General features: G+C 67.6%; 15 protein-coding genes. 11 read left to right on the top strand and 4 right to left on the bottom strand.

What is annotated here, in order from left to right:
* Positions 1 to 26 precede the first annotated feature (26 nt).
* The 11 genes from ACM9HJ_RS01065 to ACM9HJ_RS01015 are packed head-to-tail and all read left to right on the top strand — an operon-like array spanning position 27 to position 15589.
* Entirely contained in the window at positions 27 to 1733 is a 1707-nt protein-coding gene (locus tag ACM9HJ_RS01065) for a phage tail sheath family protein (protein ID WP_416569815.1), read from the top strand.
* Positions 1734 to 1770: 37 nt separating this feature from the next.
* Positions 1771 to 2226, top strand: coding sequence for a phage tail protein (locus ACM9HJ_RS01060; RefSeq protein WP_416569814.1), 456 nt, complete (start codon positions 1771 to 1773; stop codon positions 2224 to 2226).
* Positions 2227 to 2231: 5 nt separating this feature from the next.
* Positions 2232 to 2732, top strand: a complete 501-nt coding sequence (locus ACM9HJ_RS01055; protein WP_416569813.1) for a phage tail protein — start codon at positions 2232 to 2234, stop codon at positions 2730 to 2732.
* A 13-nt stretch (positions 2733 to 2745) separates the two neighbouring features.
* On the top strand, positions 2746 to 2931 hold the full coding sequence (locus ACM9HJ_RS01050; protein ID WP_416569812.1) for a DUF5908 family protein: 186 nt from the start codon (positions 2746 to 2748) through the stop codon (positions 2929 to 2931).
* A 1-nt stretch (position 2932) separates the two neighbouring features.
* Complete coding sequence (locus ACM9HJ_RS01045) at positions 2933 to 3628, top strand: hypothetical protein (RefSeq protein ID WP_416569811.1); 696 nt, start codon at positions 2933 to 2935, stop codon at positions 3626 to 3628.
* Positions 3625 to 5427, top strand: coding sequence for a type VI secretion system tip protein VgrG (gene vgrG, locus ACM9HJ_RS01040; protein ID WP_416569810.1), 1803 nt, complete (start codon positions 3625 to 3627; stop codon positions 5425 to 5427). Before ACM9HJ_RS01045 ends, vgrG begins: the two co-directional genes overlap by 4 nt.
* Positions 5428 to 5444: 17 nt before the next feature.
* Positions 5445 to 5744: a PAAR domain-containing protein gene (locus tag ACM9HJ_RS01035; RefSeq protein WP_416569809.1), complete on the top strand. Its 300-nt coding sequence runs from the start codon at positions 5445 to 5447 to the stop codon at positions 5742 to 5744.
* Positions 5745 to 5750: 6 nt separating this feature from the next.
* A complete protein-coding gene (locus ACM9HJ_RS01030) occupies positions 5751 to 6179 on the top strand; it encodes a GPW/gp25 family protein (protein ID WP_416569808.1) in 429 nt (142 codons plus the stop codon).
* 10 nt (positions 6180 to 6189) lie between these two features.
* Entirely contained in the window at positions 6190 to 10260 is a 4071-nt protein-coding gene (locus tag ACM9HJ_RS01025) for a hypothetical protein (protein WP_416569807.1), read from the top strand.
* Positions 10257 to 12698 carry a hypothetical protein gene (locus ACM9HJ_RS01020; RefSeq protein WP_416569806.1) on the top strand — a complete coding sequence of 814 codons (2442 nt, stop codon included), beginning with the start codon at positions 10257 to 10259 and terminating at the stop codon, positions 12696 to 12698. The genes ACM9HJ_RS01025 and ACM9HJ_RS01020 overlap by 4 nt, the downstream gene beginning before the upstream one ends.
* Positions 12695 to 15589 (top strand): contractile injection system tape measure protein, encoded by a 2895-nt coding sequence (locus tag ACM9HJ_RS01015; protein WP_416569805.1) that lies wholly within the window; start codon positions 12695 to 12697, stop codon positions 15587 to 15589. Before ACM9HJ_RS01020 ends, ACM9HJ_RS01015 begins: the two co-directional genes overlap by 4 nt.
* Here the strand turns inward: ACM9HJ_RS01015 and ACM9HJ_RS01010 are convergent, their stop codons facing one another.
* The 4 genes from ACM9HJ_RS01010 to ACM9HJ_RS00995 form a co-directional block, all read right to left on the bottom strand.
* Entirely contained in the window at positions 15590 to 17401 is a 1812-nt protein-coding gene (locus ACM9HJ_RS01010) for a DUF4157 domain-containing protein (RefSeq protein WP_416569804.1), read from the bottom strand.
* A 69-nt stretch (positions 17402 to 17470) separates the two neighbouring features.
* Positions 17471 to 18832 carry an ATP-binding protein gene (locus ACM9HJ_RS01005; RefSeq protein ID WP_416569803.1) on the bottom strand — a complete coding sequence of 454 codons (1362 nt, stop codon included), beginning with the start codon at positions 18830 to 18832 and terminating at the stop codon, positions 17471 to 17473.
* Positions 18833 to 18921: 89 nt separating this feature from the next.
* Entirely contained in the window at positions 18922 to 20178 is a 1257-nt protein-coding gene (locus ACM9HJ_RS01000; protein ID WP_416569802.1) for an MFS transporter, read from the bottom strand.
* A gap of 168 nt (positions 20179 to 20346) precedes the next feature.
* Positions 20347 to 21672: a Rieske 2Fe-2S domain-containing protein gene (locus ACM9HJ_RS00995; RefSeq protein WP_416569801.1), complete on the bottom strand. Its 1326-nt coding sequence runs from the start codon at positions 21670 to 21672 to the stop codon at positions 20347 to 20349.
* Positions 21673 to 21727 lie beyond the last annotated feature (55 nt).

Genomic DNA, 21727 nt, shown 5'->3' with positions numbered 1-21727 from the left:
ACCCGGCATCCTGAAGGAGCCCCTCAATGGCGACATCCTACCTGAACCGTAAGACACCCGGTGTGTATGTGACCGAACTGGCCGCCTTCTCCACCTCCATCGTGGGGGTGGAGACGGCGATACCGATCTTCATCGGCTATACGCAGACGGCCAAGGATCCGGCCGCGAAGAACCAGGTCTACATGCGGGCCATCGAGATCAACTCCCTGGCCGATTTCGAAAGCTATTTCGGCGTCGGGTACGACACGGTCTATGACGTCGTGGAGGTCAAGAAGGACGAGACCGCCAACGACACGCCGGATTATGATTTCCAGGCGGTCAAGGCGGCGAACACCATCGGCCTCTACGCGATCACAGCCCACGCCAGCGCTGATGGCAGCATCCCGCGCTTCAATCTCTACACCGCCGTCCGGCTTTTCTATGCCAATGGCGGCGGCACGGCCTATGTGGTGTCGGTATCGAACTACTGGGGCAGCCAGGATGTCGTGCCGCCGACGGACAAGACCGCGACGAGCATCGATTCCACCTTGCTGGTCAAGGGGCTGGATGTGGCTGCCAACGTCATCAACCCGACCATGGTGGTCGTGCCGGACGCCTGCCTGCTCTACAAGGCGGGCGTGAGCGGAGCGGCGGCGACGGCGACGGGTTATGACGACGTCATCACCGGCATGGTCGCGCAGTCGGCACAGAACCAGGACCGCGTGGCCATCATCGACCTTCCGGGCGCCGTCGACCCGACCACCTGGACCAGCGCCGGCCTGGAAGAAGCCCAAGCCCTGCTGAACGACGCCCTCAACAAGGTGGAAAGCGCCGTCACGACCGCCGGTCTCAGCTACGGCGCGGCCTATGCGCCGGCCCTGGAAATCTCCATCCTGCTGCGCAGCGACGTGGACTACACCAACCTCTACGGCGCCGACAACAGCGGCTCCTTCCCCAGCATCGTGCTGATGAACACCCTGCTGACGCAGCAGGCCACGGACACCTATGCCGGCTCCAAGCTCGACGAGGTGAAGGCCGCGGTCGAGAAGGCCTATCCCGCCGCCGGGACCAAGCCCACCGACCAGACCGCCAACGACATCCTGAGCCTCAACAACTACCTGATCAACGCCCTGCCCCTGATGAGCCAGACGCTGGACATCCTGGTGGGTAAGCTCAACGTGGCGCCGCCCAGCGGCATCATGGCGGGCATCTGGACGCGCAACGACGACCAGCGCGGCGTGTGGAACGCGCCCGCCAATTATGTGCCGGCCTCCGTTGTGGCGCCCAAGGTGCTGCTGACCGACAAGGACCAGGAGGATTACAACGTCCCCCTGAACGGCCGGTCCATCTGCATCATGCGCAAATTCCAGGGCCGCGGCACCGTGGTCTGGGGCGCGCGCACCCTGGACGGCAACAGCCAGGACTGGCGCTACATCCAGGTTCGCCGCACCCTCAACTATATCGAGCAGTCCATCAAGAACGCCATCGAGCCCTTCGTCTTCGCGCCCAACACGGGGCAGACCTGGGCAACGGTAACCAGCATGATCTCCAACTTCCTGACCGGCCTGTGGTCCCAGGGCGGGCTGGTCGGGGACAAGGCCTCCGATGCCTTCACGGTTCAATGCGGCCTCGGCTCCACCATGACCAGCAACGATGTGCTCGACGGCTACATGATCGTTGCGGTCACCCTCCAGATGGTCCGCCCGGCCGAATTCATCGAGCTGACCTTCAAGCAGTCGATGCAGTCCAGCTGAGTTATCCCCCATCCGCAAATGAGAGCAGGAGATTGCCATGGCAGATGATGGTTCCGCACAGAACGCAATATGGCCTTTGCCGAAATTCTACTTCTCCGTGAAGATCGGCGACGCGTCGGTGAGCTTCCAGGAAGTGACGGGGCTGGATTCCGAAGCCCGGCCCATCGAATACCGGCACGGTGACAGCCCGATCTTCTATCCCATCAAGATGCCGGGCCTGGGCAAGGTCAGCAATGTCACCATGCGCAAGGGCATTTTTGCCAATGACAATGCCATGTGGGACTGGTTCAACCAGATCAAGATGAACACCATCGCCCGCCAGACGGTGGTCATCAGCCTGCTGGATCAGACCGGGGCGCCCAAGATGACCTGGACGCTGAACAATGCCTGGCCGACCAAGGTCACGGGCACCGACCTGAAATCCGAAGGCAACGAGGTGGCCGTGGAAAGCGTGGAAGTGGCCTACGAAACACTGGTCATCGCCACGAGCTGATATCCATGGTCTCCACATCCGTCTACTACCCGCCGCCCTGTTTCAGCTTCGCCGTCTCGGTGGGCAGCGACAAGGCGGCGGCGCAGAGTGCCGCCGATGCCAGCTTCCAGGAGGTTTCCGGCCTGGATGCGCGCATCGAGGTCGAGCCCTACCAGGAGGGCGGCGAGAACCGCTACATGCACCAGCTGCCGAAGACCACCCGCTTCAGCAACCTGGTGCTGAAACGGGGCTACGTCGTCTCATCCTCCTATCTGGCGGAATGGACGGCGGGCACGGTGGGATCGACCTTCGCGGCCGGCATCGAGACCAATACGCTGGTGATCACCCTGCTGGGGCCCGACCATCAGCCGCTGGTGGTGTGGAATATCGACCGGGCCTGGCCCGTGCGGTGGGAAGCCGGCCCCCTGGACGCGCAGAAGAACGAGATCCTGACGGAGACCATGGAATTCTCCTACGCGACCATGACCCGCAGCCTTCCCGCCGGGGGCGGGGCATCCCGGTCCTGAGCAGGGGGAAGACATGCCGCTGGTGATCAACGAGATCGCGATCCGCATGGCCGTGGGCGAGGCGACCCCCGCCGCGGCCGGCCCCGCGGCCGGCGATGGGCCGGGCCGGGCCGGAACCGACCAGGCGGCGATGGACGAGATCGTCGAACGCTGCGTCGCGCGGGTCCTGGCCGCCTTGCGGACTGAAAGGGAGCGGTGACATGGCCGGCCTTGAGAAGATGGTGGTCACCGCCTATTCCGACGCGAATTTCACCACGCAGGTGGGATCGCCCTACACGGTGTGGATCAATCCGACCAGCTACGGCTACAAGTACGGCATCCTCTATAATGACCGCCAGGCGCAGGGCAGCAACGGCCCCTCGCCCGACTTCAACAAGGTCGGGCCGGACAGCGTCACCTTCGAGCTGATGTTCGACGCCACCGGCGTGGTGCCCAGCCCCATCGCCGGCAAGTCGGCGGCACCGCCCGACGGCGTCTATGGCCAGATCGAAGATTTCAAGGCCCTGGTCCTGTCCTTCAACGGCAAGATCCACAGCCCCAACTACGTGATCCTGTCCTGGGCGCAGCTCCAGTTCCGTTGCCGTCTCCAGTCCATGGATCTCTCCTATACGCTGTTCCGTCCCGATGGCACCCCCATCCGGGCACGCATGTCGCTGGGTTTCCTGGGTTTCAACAGCGAGCAGACACTGGCCAAGCAGGCGCAGAAGGCCTCGCCGGACATGACGCATGTGGTGACCGTCACGGCCGGGGACAGCCTTCCCACCCTTTGCAAGGACATATATGGCAGCAGCCTCTATTATCTGCGCGTCGCGGCCTTCAACAACCTGGACGGTTTCAAGCAGCTTGTGCCAGGAACACGCCTGAGCTTCCCGCCCCTGCCCAAGAGTGCCCCATGACCGCCCCATCGCCCACCACCACGGCCGGTGCACGGGCCAGCTTCACCATCCTGTCCAACGGCAAGGCCATCGACACGGCCTGGCAGGTGGAAAGCGTGGAACTGTCGGCGGGCGTGAACAAGATACCCAAGGCACGGCTGGTGCTGTTCGATGGCAGCCCCGCGGCGGAGGATTTCCCCATCGCCGATTCCACCGCCCTGATCCCCGGCGTCGCCCTGACGGTCAATCTGGGATATGATGATGTGGATGCGACGGCCTTCACCGGCGTCATCTACCGCCAGGGGATCGATATCTCGGAAAGCGGCCCCGCACGGCTGGTGGTGGAGGCGTCGGGCAAGGCCATGGTCATGACGCTGGCCCGCCACAACGCCGTCTATGCCCAGATGACGGACAGCGACGCCATCGCCGCCGCCATCCGCCAGTCCGGCCTGACGCCGAAGGTGGAGGGAACGGGCGGCGGCAAGACCACGCTGGTGCAATATGACTGCACCGACTGGGATTTCGCCGTGATGCGGGCGCAGGTGAACGGGATGGTGGTTCTGGCCGAGGGTGATACGGTCACGGTGTCGGCCCCCGACAGCGCGGCCGCCCCCGTGCTGACCCTGACCTACGGCCAGTCGCTTCTGCGCTTCCAGGCGGACATGGACGCCGCCACGCAGTTCGCCGCCGCCGCGATCAAGAGCGTGGCCTGGGATCCGGCCACGCAGGCGCTGGCCAATTCGGGCACGGCATCGGCATCGGTGCAGGAACCCGGCAACATCTCCTCCGCCGAACTGGCGAAGGTGTTCAATGTCAGCGCCTATGTGCAGCAATCCGCGGGAGAGATCGACAAGACGGCGCTGACCGCCTGGTCATCCGCCGATCTTCTCAAGAACAAGCTGGCCAAGATCCGCGGCCGCGCCGTCTTCCAGGGCAGCACCCTGGCCAAGCCCGGCAGCATGGTGACCCTGGCCGGCGTCGGCGGACGCTACAACGGGAACTATTATGTCTCCGCCGTGCGCCAGACCATGCGCGACGGCTTCTGGCAGACGGAGGTCGAACTGGGCCTTCCCGCCAGCTGGTTCAGCCAGACGGCCCCGGATATCGACGCCCCGGCGGCTGCCGGCCAGCTGCCTGCCATCCCCCATCTCCAGACCGGCATCGTCAAGGCCGTGGCGGGCGATCCCGATGGCGAGTTCCGGGTGCAGGTGGAGATGCCCCTGCTGCAGGCCGGGACCAAGGGAATGGTCTGGGCGCGGCTGGCCAGCTTCTATGCCTTCTCCGGCATCGGCGGGGAATTCTATCCGGAGGTGGGGGAGGAGGTGGTGCTGGCCTTCATGAACAACGACCCGCGCTATCCCGTGATCCTGGGCAGCCTGTGGAGCAAGAAGAATCCGCCGCCCGTGACGCCCGAGGACAAGAACGACCAGAAATGCGTGGTGACACGCTCCAAGCTGCGCCTGGATTTCTACGAGGAGCGCAAGGCGGTGGAGATCAGCACGCCGGGCGGGCAGTCGGTGCTTCTGGACGATCAGGCCAAGAAGGTGACCGTAAAGGACATGAACGGCAATCAGATGACCATGGCCGCCGACAGTGTCACCATCGACAGCGCCAAGAAGCTGGTCCTGAAGGCCGGAACGGAGATGCAGCTGTCGGCCGGCACCGCGCTGTCCTTGAAGGCCGGCACCAATGTCGATGTGTCGGGGGTGAATATCGAGCACAAGGCATCGGCCAAATTCGCCGCCGAGGGGGCGGCCCAGGCCGAACTCAAGGCCGGCGGCATCCTGACCATCCAGGGTGCCCTGGTGAAGATCAACTGAGCCTGGAAGGACGGACCATGCCCCCCGCCGCGCGCGTGACCGACATGCACACCTGCCCCATGATGAACCCCACCGTCCCGCCGACGCCGCATGTCGGCGGCCCCGTCACCGGGCCCGGCGCGCCGACGGTGCTGATCGGCGGCATGCCCGCCGCCAAGCTGGGCGACATGGCCGTCTGCGTGGGCCAGCCGGACGTGATCGTCAAGGGATCGGCCACCGTCATGATCATGGGCATGCCCGCGGCCCGCATGGGCGACACCACCGCCCATGGCGGCACAATCACCATGGGTTTCCCCACCGTGCAGATCGGGGGATAGCCGGCCGTGAGCTATACAGACGACGCGGACTTCCTGGGCAAGGGCTGGACCTTTCCCCCCACCTTCGACCTGCTGGCACGCAGCGTCGTGATCAGCCGCGATCTGGAGAATATCCGCCAGTGCCTGACCGTGCTGATGGGAACCGCCCTGGGGGAGCGGCTGATGCTGCCCACCTATGGCAGCCAGCTGGACGAGAAGGTGTTCCGGGCCTTGAGCACGACGCTGGCCAACCAGATCCGCGCGCTGGTGGAACAGGCCATCCTGGATTGGGAACCGCGCATCGCCACCCAGGCGGTCGAGGTGCGGCAGGTGGATGCCACCGCCGGCCTGCTGGAGATCGTGGTCGAGTTCCTGGTGCGCCAGACCAATGTGCGCAGCAACTTCGTCTATCCGTTCTACCTCCTGGAGGCCACCCTGTCCCCGCCATCGCCATGAGGGGAAGGTGATGAGCATCCTTTCGGCCACGGACCCGACCTTCACCCTCAACGGCGCGATGACGCAGGCCGACCGGCTGGCGCAAGCCCCGAAGCCGGCCACGGCACCCGCCGACGGGCGCAGCACGGAAAGCCTGATCGGCTTTGCCGGCCATTACGGCGCGCTGTTGAACTATTTCGATCTGGACAACCGGGTCCGTGGGGACTGGGTGCCCTTCTTCACCGACGATCCCGGCATCTCCATGGCCATGCTGGCCACGCTGGGTGCGGCGGCGCTGGAACGGGAACTGCGCCCGCATCTGGCGCTGGTCCGGCACCGGCGGGCGGGCGATGACAGGCCCTTGCTGGACCTGATCCCGCTGGCCCGGCGCCTGGCGCGGACGCTTGCCGATGCCTATCGCAGCCTGGCCACGCCCCGGACGCCGCTGGCCGACCGCGTCCGCACCGTGATCGAGGCGGAGATGGGTCCCCGCCTGCGGTTGCTGGAAGCCGTGGGCGGCCGGGAGGACGGGCCCGCGTCATGGACCCGGCTGGCCCGTGACTTGGGACTGGGTGCGGCGGCGGAGCGCGAGGAGACGGCCGGGGCGCTGGAAACCCTGCTGGAGGCCATGACCGAGACCGGCACCCGCCTGCTGGACGAGGCAGCACCCGCCCTGGCCGCGGCCCTCCAGGCGGACGACCATGCGCCCCAGGCCGCGTTGTGGACGGCCTTCGCCCGGACCTTCCGGCACGCGCAGGATACGCTGAACACCTTTCCCGCGCGTCTCGTCGATTTCTACCATGACGAGGTGCTGCACCAGCTGACACGGCAGGGTGCCGCGGGAGAGGCGATCATCTGCTTCACGCCGCGGCAGGGGATCGTCCGCACGTCGGTTCCGGCCGGCACGCTGATCGGTGCCGGAAAGGATGATGACGGGCTGGCGGTGGAATTCAGCACACGCCAGTCCCTGGATGTCCTGGCCGCGCAACTGACCGGGATCCGCACCCTGCTGCGGGCCGCGTCCCCTGCCGCCCTCCTGGATGCGGGCACGGTCACCTGCGGCGAGGCCACCCTTGATCAGGGCGCGCTGGCCGCACCCATCCCGCTGTTCGGCACGGCGCGGTCCGGCACGAATGGGGGATTGACCAGCCGGCCCGCCAGTCTCGGCTTCTGCCTGGCGGGGCCGGTGCTGCTGTTGCGGGGCGGCAGCCGTACCACGACGGTGACCCTGGCCTTCGTCCCGCCCGACGATCCGTCCGTCACCGCCGCCGACATCGCGGACACGATCCGCCGGTCGTTCGCCTTCTTCCGCACGGTGGCGACCGGCTGGCTGGCGGTCACGCCCCCCGACCTGGCCGTCGATGCGGCCGACACGGCGTCGGTGACCATCACCTTGCATCTGGATGCCGACGCGACGCCCCTTGTCGCCATCGATCCCAGCCAGGCGGACGACGCCACCATGCCGGAGGGGCTGGCGGGCCTGGCCGGCACGCTGGGCGGCCAGCCGGCCGTCGCCGCCCGGCTGCTACCCGGACAGGCGGCATCGCCCCTGCTGTCCTCGCTGCTGCTGACCGGGCTGTCGGTGGCGGTGGAAGTGTGCGGCCTGCAGGATTTCAGCCTGTCCACCTCCATCGGCCCGGTCAGCGGCGACGGCTCCTTCCCCGTGTTCGGCGCGCCACCGGTCCTGGGTTCCTGGCTCGGCCTGTCGGACAGCGAGATTTTCGGCAAGCGGCTGACCAGCCTGAGCCTGAGCCTGCCATGGTACGCCCTGCCGCAGACCAGCACCGGCTTCAAGGGCTGGTACCAGGGCTACACGGTCAACCAGAACGGCAAGTCGGTGGAGCCGGGCAGCCTGTTCGACAATGCCTCCTTCACAGCGGACATCAGTGCGGAGAATACCGGCTGGTGGACGCTGGACAATGGCGTGGGCCGCTATCTCTTCGCCACCAATGACAGCGGATCGGCGACCACCGGCGATGACCCCGGCGACGGTGCATCCGGTGCGGACACCGATCCGTCCCAGGAACCGCCCGCCCCCGACTGCCCCGTGGACCCGGTCACCACCTTCGGCGGGTTCGGTTTCACCACCACCACGCCGGCAAAGGGATGGACGGCGGCGGATGCCAGCCTGCGCATCACCCTGACGGCCCCGTCCTACGCCTTCGGCGACACGCTCTATCCCCAGGCCGTCGTTGCCGCAGCCCAGCGCCTGCTGCCCCGGGATTCGGCCTGCGCGGCGGATTGCGCCCGCCGCTGCGCGCCCTGGAGCGAGCTGGTGCGCGCGGCGGGGGTGCTGCAGGTGCTGGAGCGGGTGGATACGGGCAGTGCCGAGGCCCTGTCCGATGCCCTGGACCATGTGCTGTCGGAACTGTCGCGGGTGGCCCTGACGGCGGTGAACGAATTCCTGGACAAGCTGCATCCCGAGGCCGCCATCACCCTGCGCGGCAGCCTGAAGCGGAACCTCAACCCTGCATCGGGCGGCACCTCCGCCCTGGGCCGGCTGTGGCAGCGTCTGCGCAGGGACGATGGCGGGCCGGGGCGGTTCTGCGCCGCCCTCGACGGCTGGCTGGCTTCGGTCCGGGAGCAGGCCGCCGGCGACGGGTCGGACGATCTGGACCGGGCCGCCCTGCTGATGCAGGCCGCCGCCGCCGTCACGAAGGCGGTGGAGGATGCCAAGGCACAGGGCGCCTCGGGCCGGCCGCAGCTGGCCGCCACGTTGAAGGACCAGCGCCGGCTGCTGGCGGACAGCCGCGACCGCCGGCTGAACCGCTGCATCGCGGAGTGCGAGAAGGCCGCCCCCCCCAGCTTCTGGCCCAACCCGCCCTGGCTGCCCACGGCCATGGCGCCGTCGGCCGAATACCATGCCGACGCCGTCCTTCCCGCCGTGGCGGATGCGCCGCCGCTGACCTATTACCACCTGCTGCCCTTCGGCGGCCTGGCAACGGTCGACTGGCCGGACGGCGGCACGGTGCCGTTGACCCAGACGGTGGACCAGCAGGGCAGCCTGTTCCTGGGCCTCAACGGCCTGCCCGTGACGGGGCGGATGGCGCTGTCGCTGCTGTTCGTGCTGGATGGCGGAACGGTCGACCTCGCCACCCTGCCGCCGGCGGTAACCTGGGCGCGGCGGCTGGCGGACGGGACCTGGCGGACGCTGGACAGTCCCGACGGCGTGAAGGTGGACACCACAAGCGGCCTGAGCCGAACCGGGCTCGTGATCCTGCAACTTGACGCACCGGCCACGGGGGAGCTGTGGCTGCGCGCCTCCGTTCAGCAGGACGCCGAACGCTACCCCACCCTGTCCTCCATCCGGACGAACGCGGTGCAGGCGGTCTGGGTCGGGCCCGGCGGTGCCGCCCGGCTGGACACGCCGCTGCCGGCCGGCACCATCGTCACGCTGCCGGCCGATCTGCCCGACATCGACGCGGCGGAACAGCCGGTGCCGTCCCAGGCCGGCCGGTCGGTCGCCAGCGGCCAGGCCTTCCAGGCATGGATGCCGGAACGGCTCAACCACAAGGGCCGGGCCATCCGCGACCCGGACTGGGCCCGGCTGGCCCTGGCCGAATTCCCCGGCCTGTGGCAGGTCGCCGCGCGCGGCCCATCCGACAGCGCGGCGGTGCCCGCGGGCGATGTGCTCATCTATCTGGTTGCCGGGCCGACCGGCACCTCCACCGACGATCCGGCGATCCCGACGGTGGACGCGGACCTGCGGCAGCGGGTCGAGACCTTCCTGGCCGCCCGCAGCAGCGCCTTCATCCGGCTGCGCGCCGGCAACCCGCCCTGGGTGCGCGTGACGGTGACGGCGACCGTCTTCTTCCGGGCCGTCGATGCGGCCGCCGCCCTGGCCGACAGGCTGGCCAAGGAACTCACGACATTCCTGTCGCCCTGGCCGTCCCCCGACCTGGGCCGGCGGCCGGCCCGCTATTGGCTGGAAGGGGCGGTGGCGGAATTCATCCTGGGCCGCCCCTATGTCCTCGGCCTGGACAGGCTGGGCCTTGCCTATGACGGGGACCCGGCGGCGGCGTTCGGTTACTTCACCTCCGCCTTCCGGCACGATGTCAGCGGCGTCCTGGATGCCCTCCAGGGCATGGAAGCCGCGCCATGACGCAGACGCCGGCGACCCTGCCCGAAGCGCCCGCGGATACCGGCACGGACTATATGGCGCTGCGCGCGGAGATGGTCAGGCTCACCCAGCGCCTGTCTGGGCGCGTCTGGACCAACTACAATTTCTCCGACCCCGGCGTCACGATCATCGAACAGCTCTGCTTCGCGTTGACGGAGCTGTCCTACCGGGCCCGGTTCCCGGTCTCCACCCTGCTGGCGCGACCCGGCGAGCATCAGGTGGATTGTCGCCGCCAGGCCCTGTACCGGGCGCCGGTGGTCATGCCGGTCAATCCCGTGACGCCCGCCGATCTGCGCCGCATCCTGCTGGATCGCGTGCGCGGCCTGGGCAATGTCTGGGTGGACCCGATCGACTTCCGCGCACCGGATGCGGCGGGGATCGTGGTCGGCGGGCTGTATGCCGTCCGCCTCTGGCTGGTGCCGGAGGATGATTGCGCCTGCCCCGACCATTCCCGGTTCATCCGCACCGCCGCCCGCGTGGAGGATGTCTATGCCGCCCATCGCGCGTTGGGCGAGGATATCGGCGACCTGCGGCTGCTGCTGCCGTTGCGGTCCACGGTGGGTGCGCGCGTCACCCTCACCGATTGCGCCGATCCGGAGGATGTGATGGCCGGCCTGCTGTTCGCCCTGGAACAGAACCTGGCGCCGACCCCGGCCCGGCGCAGCCTCTGGCAGGAACTGGCGGCGGGCCGAACCACCGCCGACATCCTGGAAGGGCCCCGCATGCTGCGCGGCTTCATCGATGACGCGGCCCTGGGGCCACGGCCGGAAAGCGTGCGGGTCGTGGACCTGCTGCGCGTCATGGAACGCGTGCCCGGGGTGGAACTGGTGCAGGAACTGGCGGTCCGCATCCCGGAAACGGCATCGCCCGCCGGGGTCGATGATACTATCACGCTGCCGCCCGACACGCTGCCCGCCCTGGTCACCGGCACCGTCGGCGGCGGCTGGCCGTTGCGCCTGTGGCAGCGCGGCCTGCCCTGCACCATCGATGAGCGGGAGGTGCAAAGGCGGCTGGCGCGGCTGCGGCGGGCACATGGCCGCACCTTCGACCTGCCGGCCGAATACAGGCGCCATTTCGGCCCGCCGCCTGCCCAGCCACGCGCGCTGGCCGCCTATGGATCCGTGCAGAACCAGTTCCCCTCCGTCTATGGTATCGGCGAGGAGGGTCCGCCCACCGGGATCGGCACCACCCGCGAGGCGCAGATCCGCCAGCTGAAGGGCTATCTGATGGTCTTCGACCAGATGATGGCCGATTATTTCGCCCAGCTGGCTTTCCTGCGCGATCTCTATTCCCTGAACACCGGGGGCGACCGGACCTATGTCTGGCGGTCGTTGCGCACGATCGTACCCGATGCGGCTCCCATCCTGCGTGCCGGCTATGACGAAGGGATGGCGGTGCTGGTGCGGGCGGGCGATCCCGTCCGGCGCAGACAGGCGGACATCCTGGCCTTCCTGCTGTCCGTCTATGGGGAGACCCTGGATCCGGCGGGAAACGGTGCCTGCGGGGCGTCGCCCTTGCGCGAGCCGTCCCCCTGGCTGGTCAGCGGCCGCCGCCGGCTGCTGCGCCGCCTGGTGGGGGCCACGGCCGACAGGGGCCGCGGCATCGATTGGCGCGGCCATCGCGGATCGGGGATGGAGATCAGGGCCGGCATCCAGTTGGACCTGCTGGATGCCGGCATCGACACCGGGTCGTCCGGTGCCGCCGGCGCCCCGCGGATCGACCGCCAGCCGCCGGCCCGGCTGGATGAAAAGATGGCAGCCCTGGTGGCGGAGCGTTTCATCACCCTGGAGACGGTATTGACGGAGGCCGGGTCGCTGGAGGATGCCGACGGCTTCACCGAGCCGGGCTTGCCGCCCTTGCCGCCATCCCTGCTGCCGGCACTGGGCGATCCGTCGCGCTACCGGGTGGGGCTGCATCCGCAAAGCGGCGGCGTGCTGCTGGTCTGCCGGGGTGATGACGGGACCTGGTGGCACCTGGGCGAATATTCCGGTCCCGGTCCGGCGCTGGCCGCCGCGCGGCGCTGGCTCTGTACCGGCGTCTATCAGGCCGAGAAGCTCTATATCGTGGAATATGTGCTGCTGCGTTATGCCCGCGAACTGACGGACCGGCCGGCCGACGACTATACGTTCAGGATCGCCGCCATCATGCGGGCCGACGCGCGCCAGCTCGCCAACCCCGGCTGGCGGGCGGAGGCGGAACGGATCATCCGCGCCAATACGCCGACGCATATCGAGGTGCAGTGCCATTTCCTGGCGCATGCGGCCATGGGGCGCTTCCGCCGGCTTTATCGGGAATGGCGGCACGGCCTGCGCCACGGGGGCCGGCGCCGGGCGGTCACCAGCGCGCGGCTGCAGCGTTTCCTGGAAGATCCCGCCGCCGGCCGGCGGCCGGAGAGGGACGGGGACAGGGACGGGGAATGACGCCGCCCCCCCATCATGTCGGCAGGCTTTCCATCGGTATCGACCTGCCGGACTCCGATCTGGCCTTCACACTGCGGTCCCGGATCGAACGGATGGTGCAGCAATTGCTGCCACCGGTGCTGGAACGGGTGATGGACCGGGTCGCGGAGGGGGCGGGGCACCTGGTCATCGACCGCCTCGACCTCGATCTTGGCCGGTTCAACCCCGACCGGCTGGAGGAGGAGGTGCCGGCGGCATTGGAACGGGCCCTGGCCGACACCCTGGCCCGGCATGCCGCCGGCGGGGCAGCGGCCCCGTCCCGCCGCCTGTCCCCCCAGGAGGCCCTTCTGGAACAGCTGGATCGATGGCTGGTGACGGGGATGCTGCCGTTGGGCGGGCCGCAGGACCGGCCGCCGCCAGCGCTTTTCGCCGCGCTCGCCGACACGGCGCCGCGGGCCGTCGTCGCCCTGCTCCTGCGGCGCGGCCGCCAACCCCGCGTGCTGGAACGGCTGGTGCTGCAGCTCGGGATCGCGGGCCTGGGCCGCGTCCTGGCCCTGCTGGCGCCCGGCGACGCGGCCATCATCAGGGCCTGGCTGCTCGACCTGGTCCTGCTCCACCGGGAGGAACCGCTCCTGTCCAGGCCGGAACAGGCGGTGGAGCGGCTGCTCTGGCTGCTGACCCTGGAATATCTGGTCGAGGAGGCGGGGTCCCAGTTCAACCGCCGCAGCTATCTGCGCAGCCTGCTGTCGCGTTTCGCCGAGGCCGAGCATCTGGATTATGGTGCATTGCTGCTGCTGCTGGGCCGGGCCGTCACCCGGCTGGCGCGGCAACGCCCCCTCGGCTCCTCCCTGCCGGCCGTGCTGCGCGACCTGCTGGGAGAGGAGGCGGGACCGGACGTCGCCGGGCTGGTCGGCGCCGACGGGCTGCCGCCCCTGCCGCCCGGACCGACGGCGGAGGAGACGGTGCTGCCCCTGCTGCTGCGGCGCGCGGCGCGCGATCCGGCGTTGCTGGCGCAATTCACCGCGCGCCTTCCCGCCGACCGTTTCAGCCGGCTGCTGCACCGGCTGGAACCCGCGCATGCCGGGCCCATCCTGACCTTCCTGGGCGACCTCGCGCACATCCAGCGTGAAGAGGCGGTGCTGGACATGTCGGAGGAAGGCTTTGTGCGGCTGTTGCGGCTGCTGACCCTGGCGGATCTGGCCCGCGACCATGGCTCCCGTTTCAACCGCCGCAGTTTCGTGCGCCGGCTGCTGCGGGGCCTTGCCGACAGCGAGAAGTTGGATTGGCGATTGCTGCTGGACCTGCTGCGCCGGGCCGTCGCCCGCATGGCCGGCCGCGGCGCACTGCCCCCCGCCCTGCCCGGCCTGATCGGCGAACTGCTGGCCGGAGAGGCCCCGGAAACCGCGCCGGCATCCGACGATGGACCGGGGACGGAGAAGGTCGGGCAGGCGGCCGAACCGCCGGCCGAGGCGCTCTGGCGCGACCTGCACCGCGCCGGCCGCCAGCGGACGCACCTTGCCGCCCTGGTCCATCGGCTGACCAGGACCGACTTCGCCTTCCTGGTGCGCCGGCTGGAACCGGAGGGGGGAGAAAGGGTGGTCGGCTATGTCGAGGCGCTGACCGGCCTGCAGGAGCGGGAGACACCACTTCCCCTGCCGGCGGACCGTTTCGGCCGTCTGGCGCGGACGCTGACTCTGGCCCATCTGTTGCGCGATCCCGGCGGCCATTTCAACCGCCGCAGCTGGCTGCGCACCCTGCTGGAGGGCCTGGCCGAGAGCGAGGGCGTGGAATACCGCACCGTGCTGCTGGCCCTCGCGGCGGCCGTGACCCGGACGGGCCGGCAACCCTTCCAGGCGGATACGCTGCCCGGCCTGATCGTGGAACTGGCGGCGGAGCAGGGACCGCCGCCGTCACCACCCGGCCGCGCCGTGGCCCCCGGCGGGGCGGGAACCGATGAGCGCGAGGGGGAACCATCGGGCACCGGGCGGTTCCGCCGGCTGGACGGAATACCGGCTTCCCGCTGGCAGGCGCAGCTGAACCGGCTGGCCGCACCCCTGGCGACCGATCTGGCCCTGCTGGTGGACCTGCTGACCCGGGCGCTGCCGGCGGTGGGGACGGCAGCGGGCGCATTCGCAGCGGGGCGGCTGCGGGCCGGGCTTCTGGACTGGCTTGCCCGCACGCCCCCGGCCGGCCGGCATCTGCGTGGTGCCGCGGCCTGGCTGCTGACCGCGCTGCCGGGTCTTCCCCCTGCGGCCGTGCCCGCCCTGCTGGCCCAGGCCCGTCATCTTGCCGCGGCGGCGGGCATTCCCGCCCTGGCCGCCGCCCTGCCCCCCGCATCCCCGCCCCGGCCCGCCCGCAATCCCCGCCGGACCCTGCCGGCCGCAGCGGAGCAAGATGTGCAAAGCCTGATCGTGGAGAATGCCGGCCTCGTGCTGGCCGGTCCCTTCCTGCCCATGCTGTTCGAACGGGCACAGGTGCTGGCGCCGCCCGCCGACGGCAAGCCGCGGCAGCTGCATCAAGACCATGTCTCGCGCGCCGTGCACCTGCTGCAATATCTGGTGGACGCCCGCTGGGACCGGCCGGAACCCGCCCTGGTGCTGAACAAGCTGCTCTGCGGCCTGCATCCGGCCGACCCGGTGGCCGCGGCGGTGAGCCCCGATCCGGCAGACATCGTGCTGGGTGAAGGGTTGTTGTCCGCCATGCTGGCGCAATGGACCATCCTGCAGGGCAGCGACATCGCCGCCCTGCGCGAGACGTTCCTGCAACGGCCCGGCAAGCTTGAATGGCGGCCGGAGGGCGTGGTGCTGACGGTGCAGCGCAAGACGCTGGACGTCCTGGTGGACCGCATCCCCTGGGGCTTCTCCATCCTCTACCACCCCTGGATGAAGGAACCCGTGCATGTGCGCTGGTGATCAGCTCGGCGGAACGAAATGGCCCCGGTCACCTAGAAAGAACATCGCCATGTAGATCATCCGGCCGCCGGAGCCATAATCCTGCTCTCCGTCCGGCTGGGACAGGTCCGCGTGATTGAAGAAAACGACATGCAATGTCACGGGGATTTCGAGACGTGTGTTCAGGTTGTCGATGAAGGCCTGGAGGTCGGTTACATCGATCCAGTCATTATAGGTCACGCCCGTGGCTTCCGCCGCCAGCCTCTGGTCTTCTTGCGAGATTCCCCATCGGGTGAGGCTGTCCCAGAAGCACTCGCCCCCATCGCTGATTCCACGCGTGTTCGGCCTGTAGGTCCTGCCATCGACCGTGACCGCATCCCCCGCCTCGACATCCCCCATACCCAGGCTGGCGGATACTTCTTTCTGCTCCGGTTTGCTTTCAAACTTCCGTTTCTTGCCGAACACCTCCGGCACGTCGAGATCGCTGCCAATATCGACAGACGGAGCGTGCGTGATCTTCGGCGGCACAACTTTCATGTAGCGGTCCAACAGCATTCGTGTATTCACAAATACCCCGAATCCTGGATCTTTCTTAAATGTATTTGGAGTTTTTGAATCGAAACTTTCTCTCAAAGGGACATCTGCCCTTTCTCCTTTACCATTCAAAGACCTGTTTGATGGATCTGTGTTCTTTGCGCCAAAAGCTGAAAATGGGTGCATCTCCATTAAACGCATCGTAAGCTCGAAATCTTCCCTGTTTCTCGATATGACATTTCCCTCTATTATATTATTTAATCTTCTATAGAGTATGTCATAATCTGTTTGAGCGCGCAGGACACGCCTGTTGTCCGCGTGCTCCTGTGGCTTCTTACTATCACCGCCGTAGCGTTCATACAGTGGATTGATTTGTTCCTGCGTTGGGATTTGCTCATCCCGCAATGCCCTCAAGGCATCTTGATCGAAACCCGGTGCCTGGAATGCATTGTTGACCCTGTTCGCCACGCCGGCGTGTGAAAAACTGTGGGGACCCTGCTTTGCATCTGAAATGATGTTTTCTGACTTCGACTTGTGGTGCCTATACGTAAATCCTGTCGGATATCTTCTATCGTGTGCGGGCTCTCTTATTGCTACCCGCAATTCATCATCACGCGCCTGGGCTTCCGCTTCAGTGGGAAACTCTTCCTTCTCAGGATCAAGCGTCGAGTAATATTCGATCCGGACTCCGCCACCGATCAAAGGCAACACACGCGACAGGACCACGCGCTGGACGATGCCCGCCGCGGCCGGATGTGCTATCGCCTGCACCACGCTTCCCGCAGCCGGTACCCGCAGGGCGGCGGCCCCCATTCTGTCCGCCTCATGCTCCAGGGCCGGGTCGTCATTGACCGGGGTGCCGCTTTTCATCTGTGTCGTGGCCCGCACACGGCCCTGCTTCTGCTGGACAACATGCCAGGCCTCGTGCGGCAAGTGCTGTTCCTGGCCCGGCGCCAGATGGATATCGGTCCCGCGGGCGAACGCATGGGCCTGGAGTTGCGCCGGCTCCGGTGAATTGCGGTGCACACGCACATCGTCCATCGCCAGGCCCGACAGGCTTTCGATCCCGGTCTTCAATGCCGGGGGAAGCCCCATGGCACCGGCGCCCCGCCGCTGCGCCACCGCCCCGTTCAGCCGTCCCTTCACCGCCTGCAACACTTCCTGCCGCTCACCGCGTTGCAGGTCGCGGGCCATCTGCGCCACGGGCGCGGCCGCCGGCCGGGTGGCGCCCTGCTGGTGGTCGCCACCCGCCGCCTGGGTCGGGGAAGCCGCCTGCCGCGCCTGCGTGAAATCGCTCATGCCATCCACCCTTAAGGATTGCATGCAGCATACAGCCAACTCGTGCATGTGTTGATGGTTTTTTCGCTTCTACGACAGGAAGCGGCCTTCCTTCTGCATCTCCTCCCGGATCCCCTGTGCAAGGTCGGCCGCCTGGATAACCGGCAGCGCACGGTCCAGGGCCGTCAGGCAGGCATGGCGAAGAATATTGGCGATCGCCCCGCCCGTCAGGTCGTGGCGGGCCGCAAGCCGCGCGAAATCGACATCGTCCGCCAGTCCCACCGCACCCGTGCGGAAGGTTTCCCGCCACAGGCGCAACCGGGCATCGGCGTCGGGCATGGGGAAATGCACCACCGACTGGAAGCGGCGGGAGAATGCCTCGTCCATGTGCGCCCGGTTGTTGGTGGCCAGGATGGTCAAACCGGGAAAATCCTCCAGCCGTTGCAGCAGGTAGGAGATTTGCTGGTTCGCCGACCGGTCATTGGCGGACTGGCTTTCCGTGCGCTTGCCGAACAGGGCTTCCGCCTCGTCGAAGAACAATATCCAGTCCCGGTGCTGGGCCTGATCGAACAAGGCGGCCAGGTTCTTCTCCGTCTCGCCGACCCATTTGGACACCACCCGCGACAAATCCACCCGATAGACGGGCAGGTCGTGGGCCTTGCCCAGCAGGCAGGCGGTCAGCGTCTTGCCGGTGCCGGGCGGTCCATGGAACAGGCAGCGGTATCCCGGCTTCAACCGGCGGGACAGGTCCGGATCCCGCATCAGCGTTCCCGCATGGCGGATCCAGGCGCGGACGGTTTCCACCTGCCGCCGCGTGCGATCGTCCAGCACCAGATCCTCCCAGCCCAGCGGGGTGGTGATCCGGGTGGCGGGGAAGCCCGGGCCCGCCGCCGGCTCCGCCTCGTTCCCGCCCAGCAGCCGTTCCTGCCAGGCGATCCCCGGCCGCAGGATCGCGGCCAGCGGCGGCTCCAGCGCCTCCCGCCGATCCAGGTCGATGAGCCCGTCCGCGACCAGACGGCCGTCGGCGGTGAACAGCCGCTGGTGGCGCAGGCGCGCATCCAGGTCGTGCCCGGCCAGCAGATAAAGGGCCGTTTGCGCGGTGGGCAGGAAGCCGGCATGCACCTGCCCGCTCAAACCGCCGAATTCGCTGAAAGGTCGTCCCGTCGCCTCGTTGCGGAGCAGGAAAGGGTCCAGTTGCTCAGGCGCCAGATAGGGTGCCAGCGCCAGGATCAGCACCAGCCGTTCCGCCGCATCCAGCCGCAGGCGGCGCAGCAGGGCCGCATAGGAACCGCCCCCGTCCAGGATGGAGGGCGGCACCGGGAAGCCATCCACCCTGTCCGGATTGAGCCGGAACATGATCACCGCGTCCAGCCATTGCATTTCCCTGGCGAGCAGGCCCGCCCCGGTCGCGTCATTCCCGTCATCACGCAGCATCTGATCGACACGCCCCATCCGGCCGGCACCGGAATGGATTCATACGGGATTCCGGGCTTTCTTGTACATACCGTCACCGGCGCCGGGCAGCGTCCATCCCGCAATGATCAGGACATGAAGTTCTTCGGATACCGGCCGATGCTGCCGAACAGGATGGACGCGGTCAGGCACAGCACGCCCGTGGCGACCAGGCTGTAGCCGTAATTGTGAAAACTATCATAGAGAAAGCCGGTCAGCAGCGGCCCGCTGGCGCTCCCCAGCGCCATGAAGCCGAACAGCCAGCCGAAGATCTCAGAGTAGGATTTCATGCCGAAATACCGGCTGGCGAGGTATCCCAGCACATCGGCCTCCGCCCCCGTGGCGATGCCGAAGCACAAAGCCAGGATCGGCGTGACCGGCAGGCCAAAGAAATAGAACAGCACCAGGCCGCATACCGGCAGCAGGAACAGCGACATGGCCACGAACGGCGCATGGAAGCTGTCCAGCAGGGCACCGGTGATGAAACGTCCGGCCAGCACGCCGCCGCCGACCAGGGCGAAGGCATAGGCCGCATCCTCCTTGCTCGCCCCCATGTCGGTCAGCAAGGGCATCAGGTGCAGATGCACGCCGACCAAAGCCATGCCGACGCAGAAGATGCCGATCGCCATGCTCCAGAACGCGCGGGTGCGCAGGGCGTCGCCGGCCTTCATGCCCTCCAGGCTTTTGCGCTCCGCCTGCGGGCGCGGCCGTTCGCGCACCACGAACAGCATCAGCGGCAGCGCCACCAGGGCCGTGGCCGCCAGGGCGAGATACCCCGCCCGCCAGCCATGTTCCTCCACGAATTGCGGCAGGATCAGCGGCTGAATGGCCGAGGCCAAGGCCGTGCCCGACATGGTGATGGCCAGGGCCAGGCCGCGCCCTTTCTGGAACCAGGTGTTCACCGCCCGCGAATAGGCGATGTAGCTGGTGCCCGCCCCCAGCAGGCCCAGGGCCAGATAGCCGATATAGAGCACCCAGACCGGCCCCTGCACCTGGGTCAGGCCGACGAAGATCGACGCCAGCATGATGACGGAGATCGGCCCCACCTTGCGCACGCCGTACCGGTCGTAGAACCGGCCCATCCACGGTCCCGCCAGGAACAGGCCCAGGGTGAAGAAGCTGCCGGCGATGGCCACCTGGCTGCGCCCCCAGCCGAATTCGGCTTCCAGGAAGCGCATCATGACGGCCAGGGAATTGATGGCGGTCAGCACGCCCACACCGGCCCCGATGACGCCGGCCAGCAGCACCAGCCAGCCCTGCCTGAACTCCGCCAGGATTTCCTGCATGCGACCGGGACCTTCCGCGCCCGCCTGCTCATCCCGCCGGTCATCGATGGCGCTCGTCATCCCGTGATCCTCCTGCTGCCACTTTTTGTTTGCGACCCGCTGGAGCAGGTCACGTTCCTTCGTTGTTTTCACCTCCCGCCTCTTCCGTAAAAGAGCAGGCTTCCGTCCACCGGACGGAAGCCCTTAGTCGGGAGTACCCCAGGCGGGGTTTCGAGCCTAAGGCGGGGGTTAACCTGCTGCCTCCAGCAAACCATCATCCTTCTCTTCCTCGAACAGGCTGGCCCAGGGACGGTTCGTCACCTCGCCGGCGATGGCGCGGGGGCGATGGCGGGGCTTCAGGCCCACCGGCTCCCCGCCATCGCGCACCCGCAGGGCGTTTTCCACCAGCAGGCGGCGATAGCGGGCCACCGCCAGATCGGCCTGGACCAGATGTTCGCGGTGCCGGGCGGCGGCAGGCGGCATGGAGGCGGATACGATGAAATCCTCCGGGATGAAGCGGTAAAGCCCCGTGAAGCTCTCCCCCGACCGCATCGCGTCGCGGCGCTGGCGCCAGCCATTGCGGCGGTTGGGGCGGTCGGGCAGATCATGGGTGGCGCGGCTCAGGCCCCAATAATCCATGGCCTCGTCATCCACCCCGTAATAGGTGCGCAGTTCCTGCAGCGCCTGGCCCACGCCGATGGCCCGCGTCGGGTCCCACCAGATCATGAAGAAATGCGTGCGTTCATTATCCACCGGGCAGGCGAACAGCAGGATATTGTCAGGCGGGGAGAAGACATAGGCCGGGAAGGCGAAGGCGGAGATGCGCGCCATGGCCCGCTGTTCTCCCTTGTCATCCACCAGATCCCGGATGGCGGCATAGCGCAGGCCGTAATCGGTATCCTGCACCTCCAGCCTGGGCGCCCGGTCCTCGGTGATCTGCGCCCCGAAGGAGGAACGGGTATGGCCGCCCAGCACGGGTGCCGGCCCCTCCCCCTTGCGCACCGCCTTGATGGCGTCGGAATGCAGCACCCCGGTATGGGAACTGTCCAGGACACCCTCCAGCAGGCGGGTATAATTGGCTGAACAGACGACGATCTCCACGAAGCTGTTCTCCGGCGGGACGTCGAACAGGCCCAGGTCGGGCATGGGCGGCTGCTGGTCCTTGGGGCCCAGATAGGCCCAGGCGATGCCGCCCTTTTCCACCACCGGATATGCCGGCTGCTTGATGCGGGCCTGCACCTTTTCTTCCCGGACATTGGGCATGTCGATGACGGACCCGTCCACGGCGAATTTCCAGCCGTGATAGATGCAGGTGACCCCGCCTCCCTCCACCCGCCCCAGGCACAGCGAGGCGCCGCGGTGGCAGCAATGTTCGTCCAGCAGGCCCAGCCTGCCCTCATTGTCGCGGAAGGCGACGAAATCCTTGCCCAGCAGGGTGACCCGCATCGGGTCGCTATCCGGCTCGGGCAGATCGCGCGACAGGAAGGCCGGCAGCCAGTACCGGCGCATCATGTCATGCATGGGGGAACCGGGCCGAACATCCGTCAGGACGGCGTTGAAGTCCTCACCAGCCATGAGTACGCTCCTTCATCTTCAATGTTCGCCGCCTGAATGATTGCCGAAATTCCGC

The sequence above is a fragment of the Niveispirillum sp. KHB5.9 genome, from assembly GCF_048066115.1.
In the GTDB taxonomy this organism is placed as follows: Bacteria; Pseudomonadota; Alphaproteobacteria; order Azospirillales; family Azospirillaceae; genus Niveispirillum.
Note: the sequence above shows the minus strand (reverse complement) of the source record. Positions and strands in the feature narration are given on the sequence as shown.

Coding starts and splice junctions, on each gene's coding strand:
- ACM9HJ_RS01065 (WP_416569815.1), top strand. CDS start 27: ATGGCGACATCCTACCTGAACCGTAAGACACCCGGTGTGTATGTGACC.
- ACM9HJ_RS01060 (WP_416569814.1), top strand. CDS start 1,771: ATGGCAGATGATGGTTCCGCACAGAACGCAATATGGCCTTTGCCGAAA.
- ACM9HJ_RS01055 (WP_416569813.1), top strand. CDS start 2,232: ATGGTCTCCACATCCGTCTACTACCCGCCGCCCTGTTTCAGCTTCGCC.
- ACM9HJ_RS01050 (WP_416569812.1), top strand. CDS start 2,746: ATGCCGCTGGTGATCAACGAGATCGCGATCCGCATGGCCGTGGGCGAG.
- ACM9HJ_RS01045 (WP_416569811.1), top strand. CDS start 2,933: ATGGCCGGCCTTGAGAAGATGGTGGTCACCGCCTATTCCGACGCGAAT.
- vgrG (WP_416569810.1), top strand. CDS start 3,625: ATGACCGCCCCATCGCCCACCACCACGGCCGGTGCACGGGCCAGCTTC.
- ACM9HJ_RS01035 (WP_416569809.1), top strand. CDS start 5,445: ATGCCCCCCGCCGCGCGCGTGACCGACATGCACACCTGCCCCATGATG.
- ACM9HJ_RS01025 (WP_416569807.1), top strand. CDS start 6,190: ATGAGCATCCTTTCGGCCACGGACCCGACCTTCACCCTCAACGGCGCG.
- ACM9HJ_RS01020 (WP_416569806.1), top strand. CDS start 10,257: ATGACGCAGACGCCGGCGACCCTGCCCGAAGCGCCCGCGGATACCGGC.
- ACM9HJ_RS01015 (WP_416569805.1), top strand. CDS start 12,695: ATGACGCCGCCCCCCCATCATGTCGGCAGGCTTTCCATCGGTATCGAC.
- ACM9HJ_RS01010 (WP_416569804.1), bottom strand. CDS start 17,401: ATGAGCGATTTCACGCAGGCGCGGCAGGCGGCTTCCCCGACCCAGGCG.
- ACM9HJ_RS01005 (WP_416569803.1), bottom strand. CDS start 18,832: ATGGGGCGTGTCGATCAGATGCTGCGTGATGACGGGAATGACGCGACC.
- ACM9HJ_RS01000 (WP_416569802.1), bottom strand. CDS start 20,178: ATGACGAGCGCCATCGATGACCGGCGGGATGAGCAGGCGGGCGCGGAA.
- ACM9HJ_RS00995 (WP_416569801.1), bottom strand. CDS start 21,672: ATGGCTGGTGAGGACTTCAACGCCGTCCTGACGGATGTTCGGCCCGGT.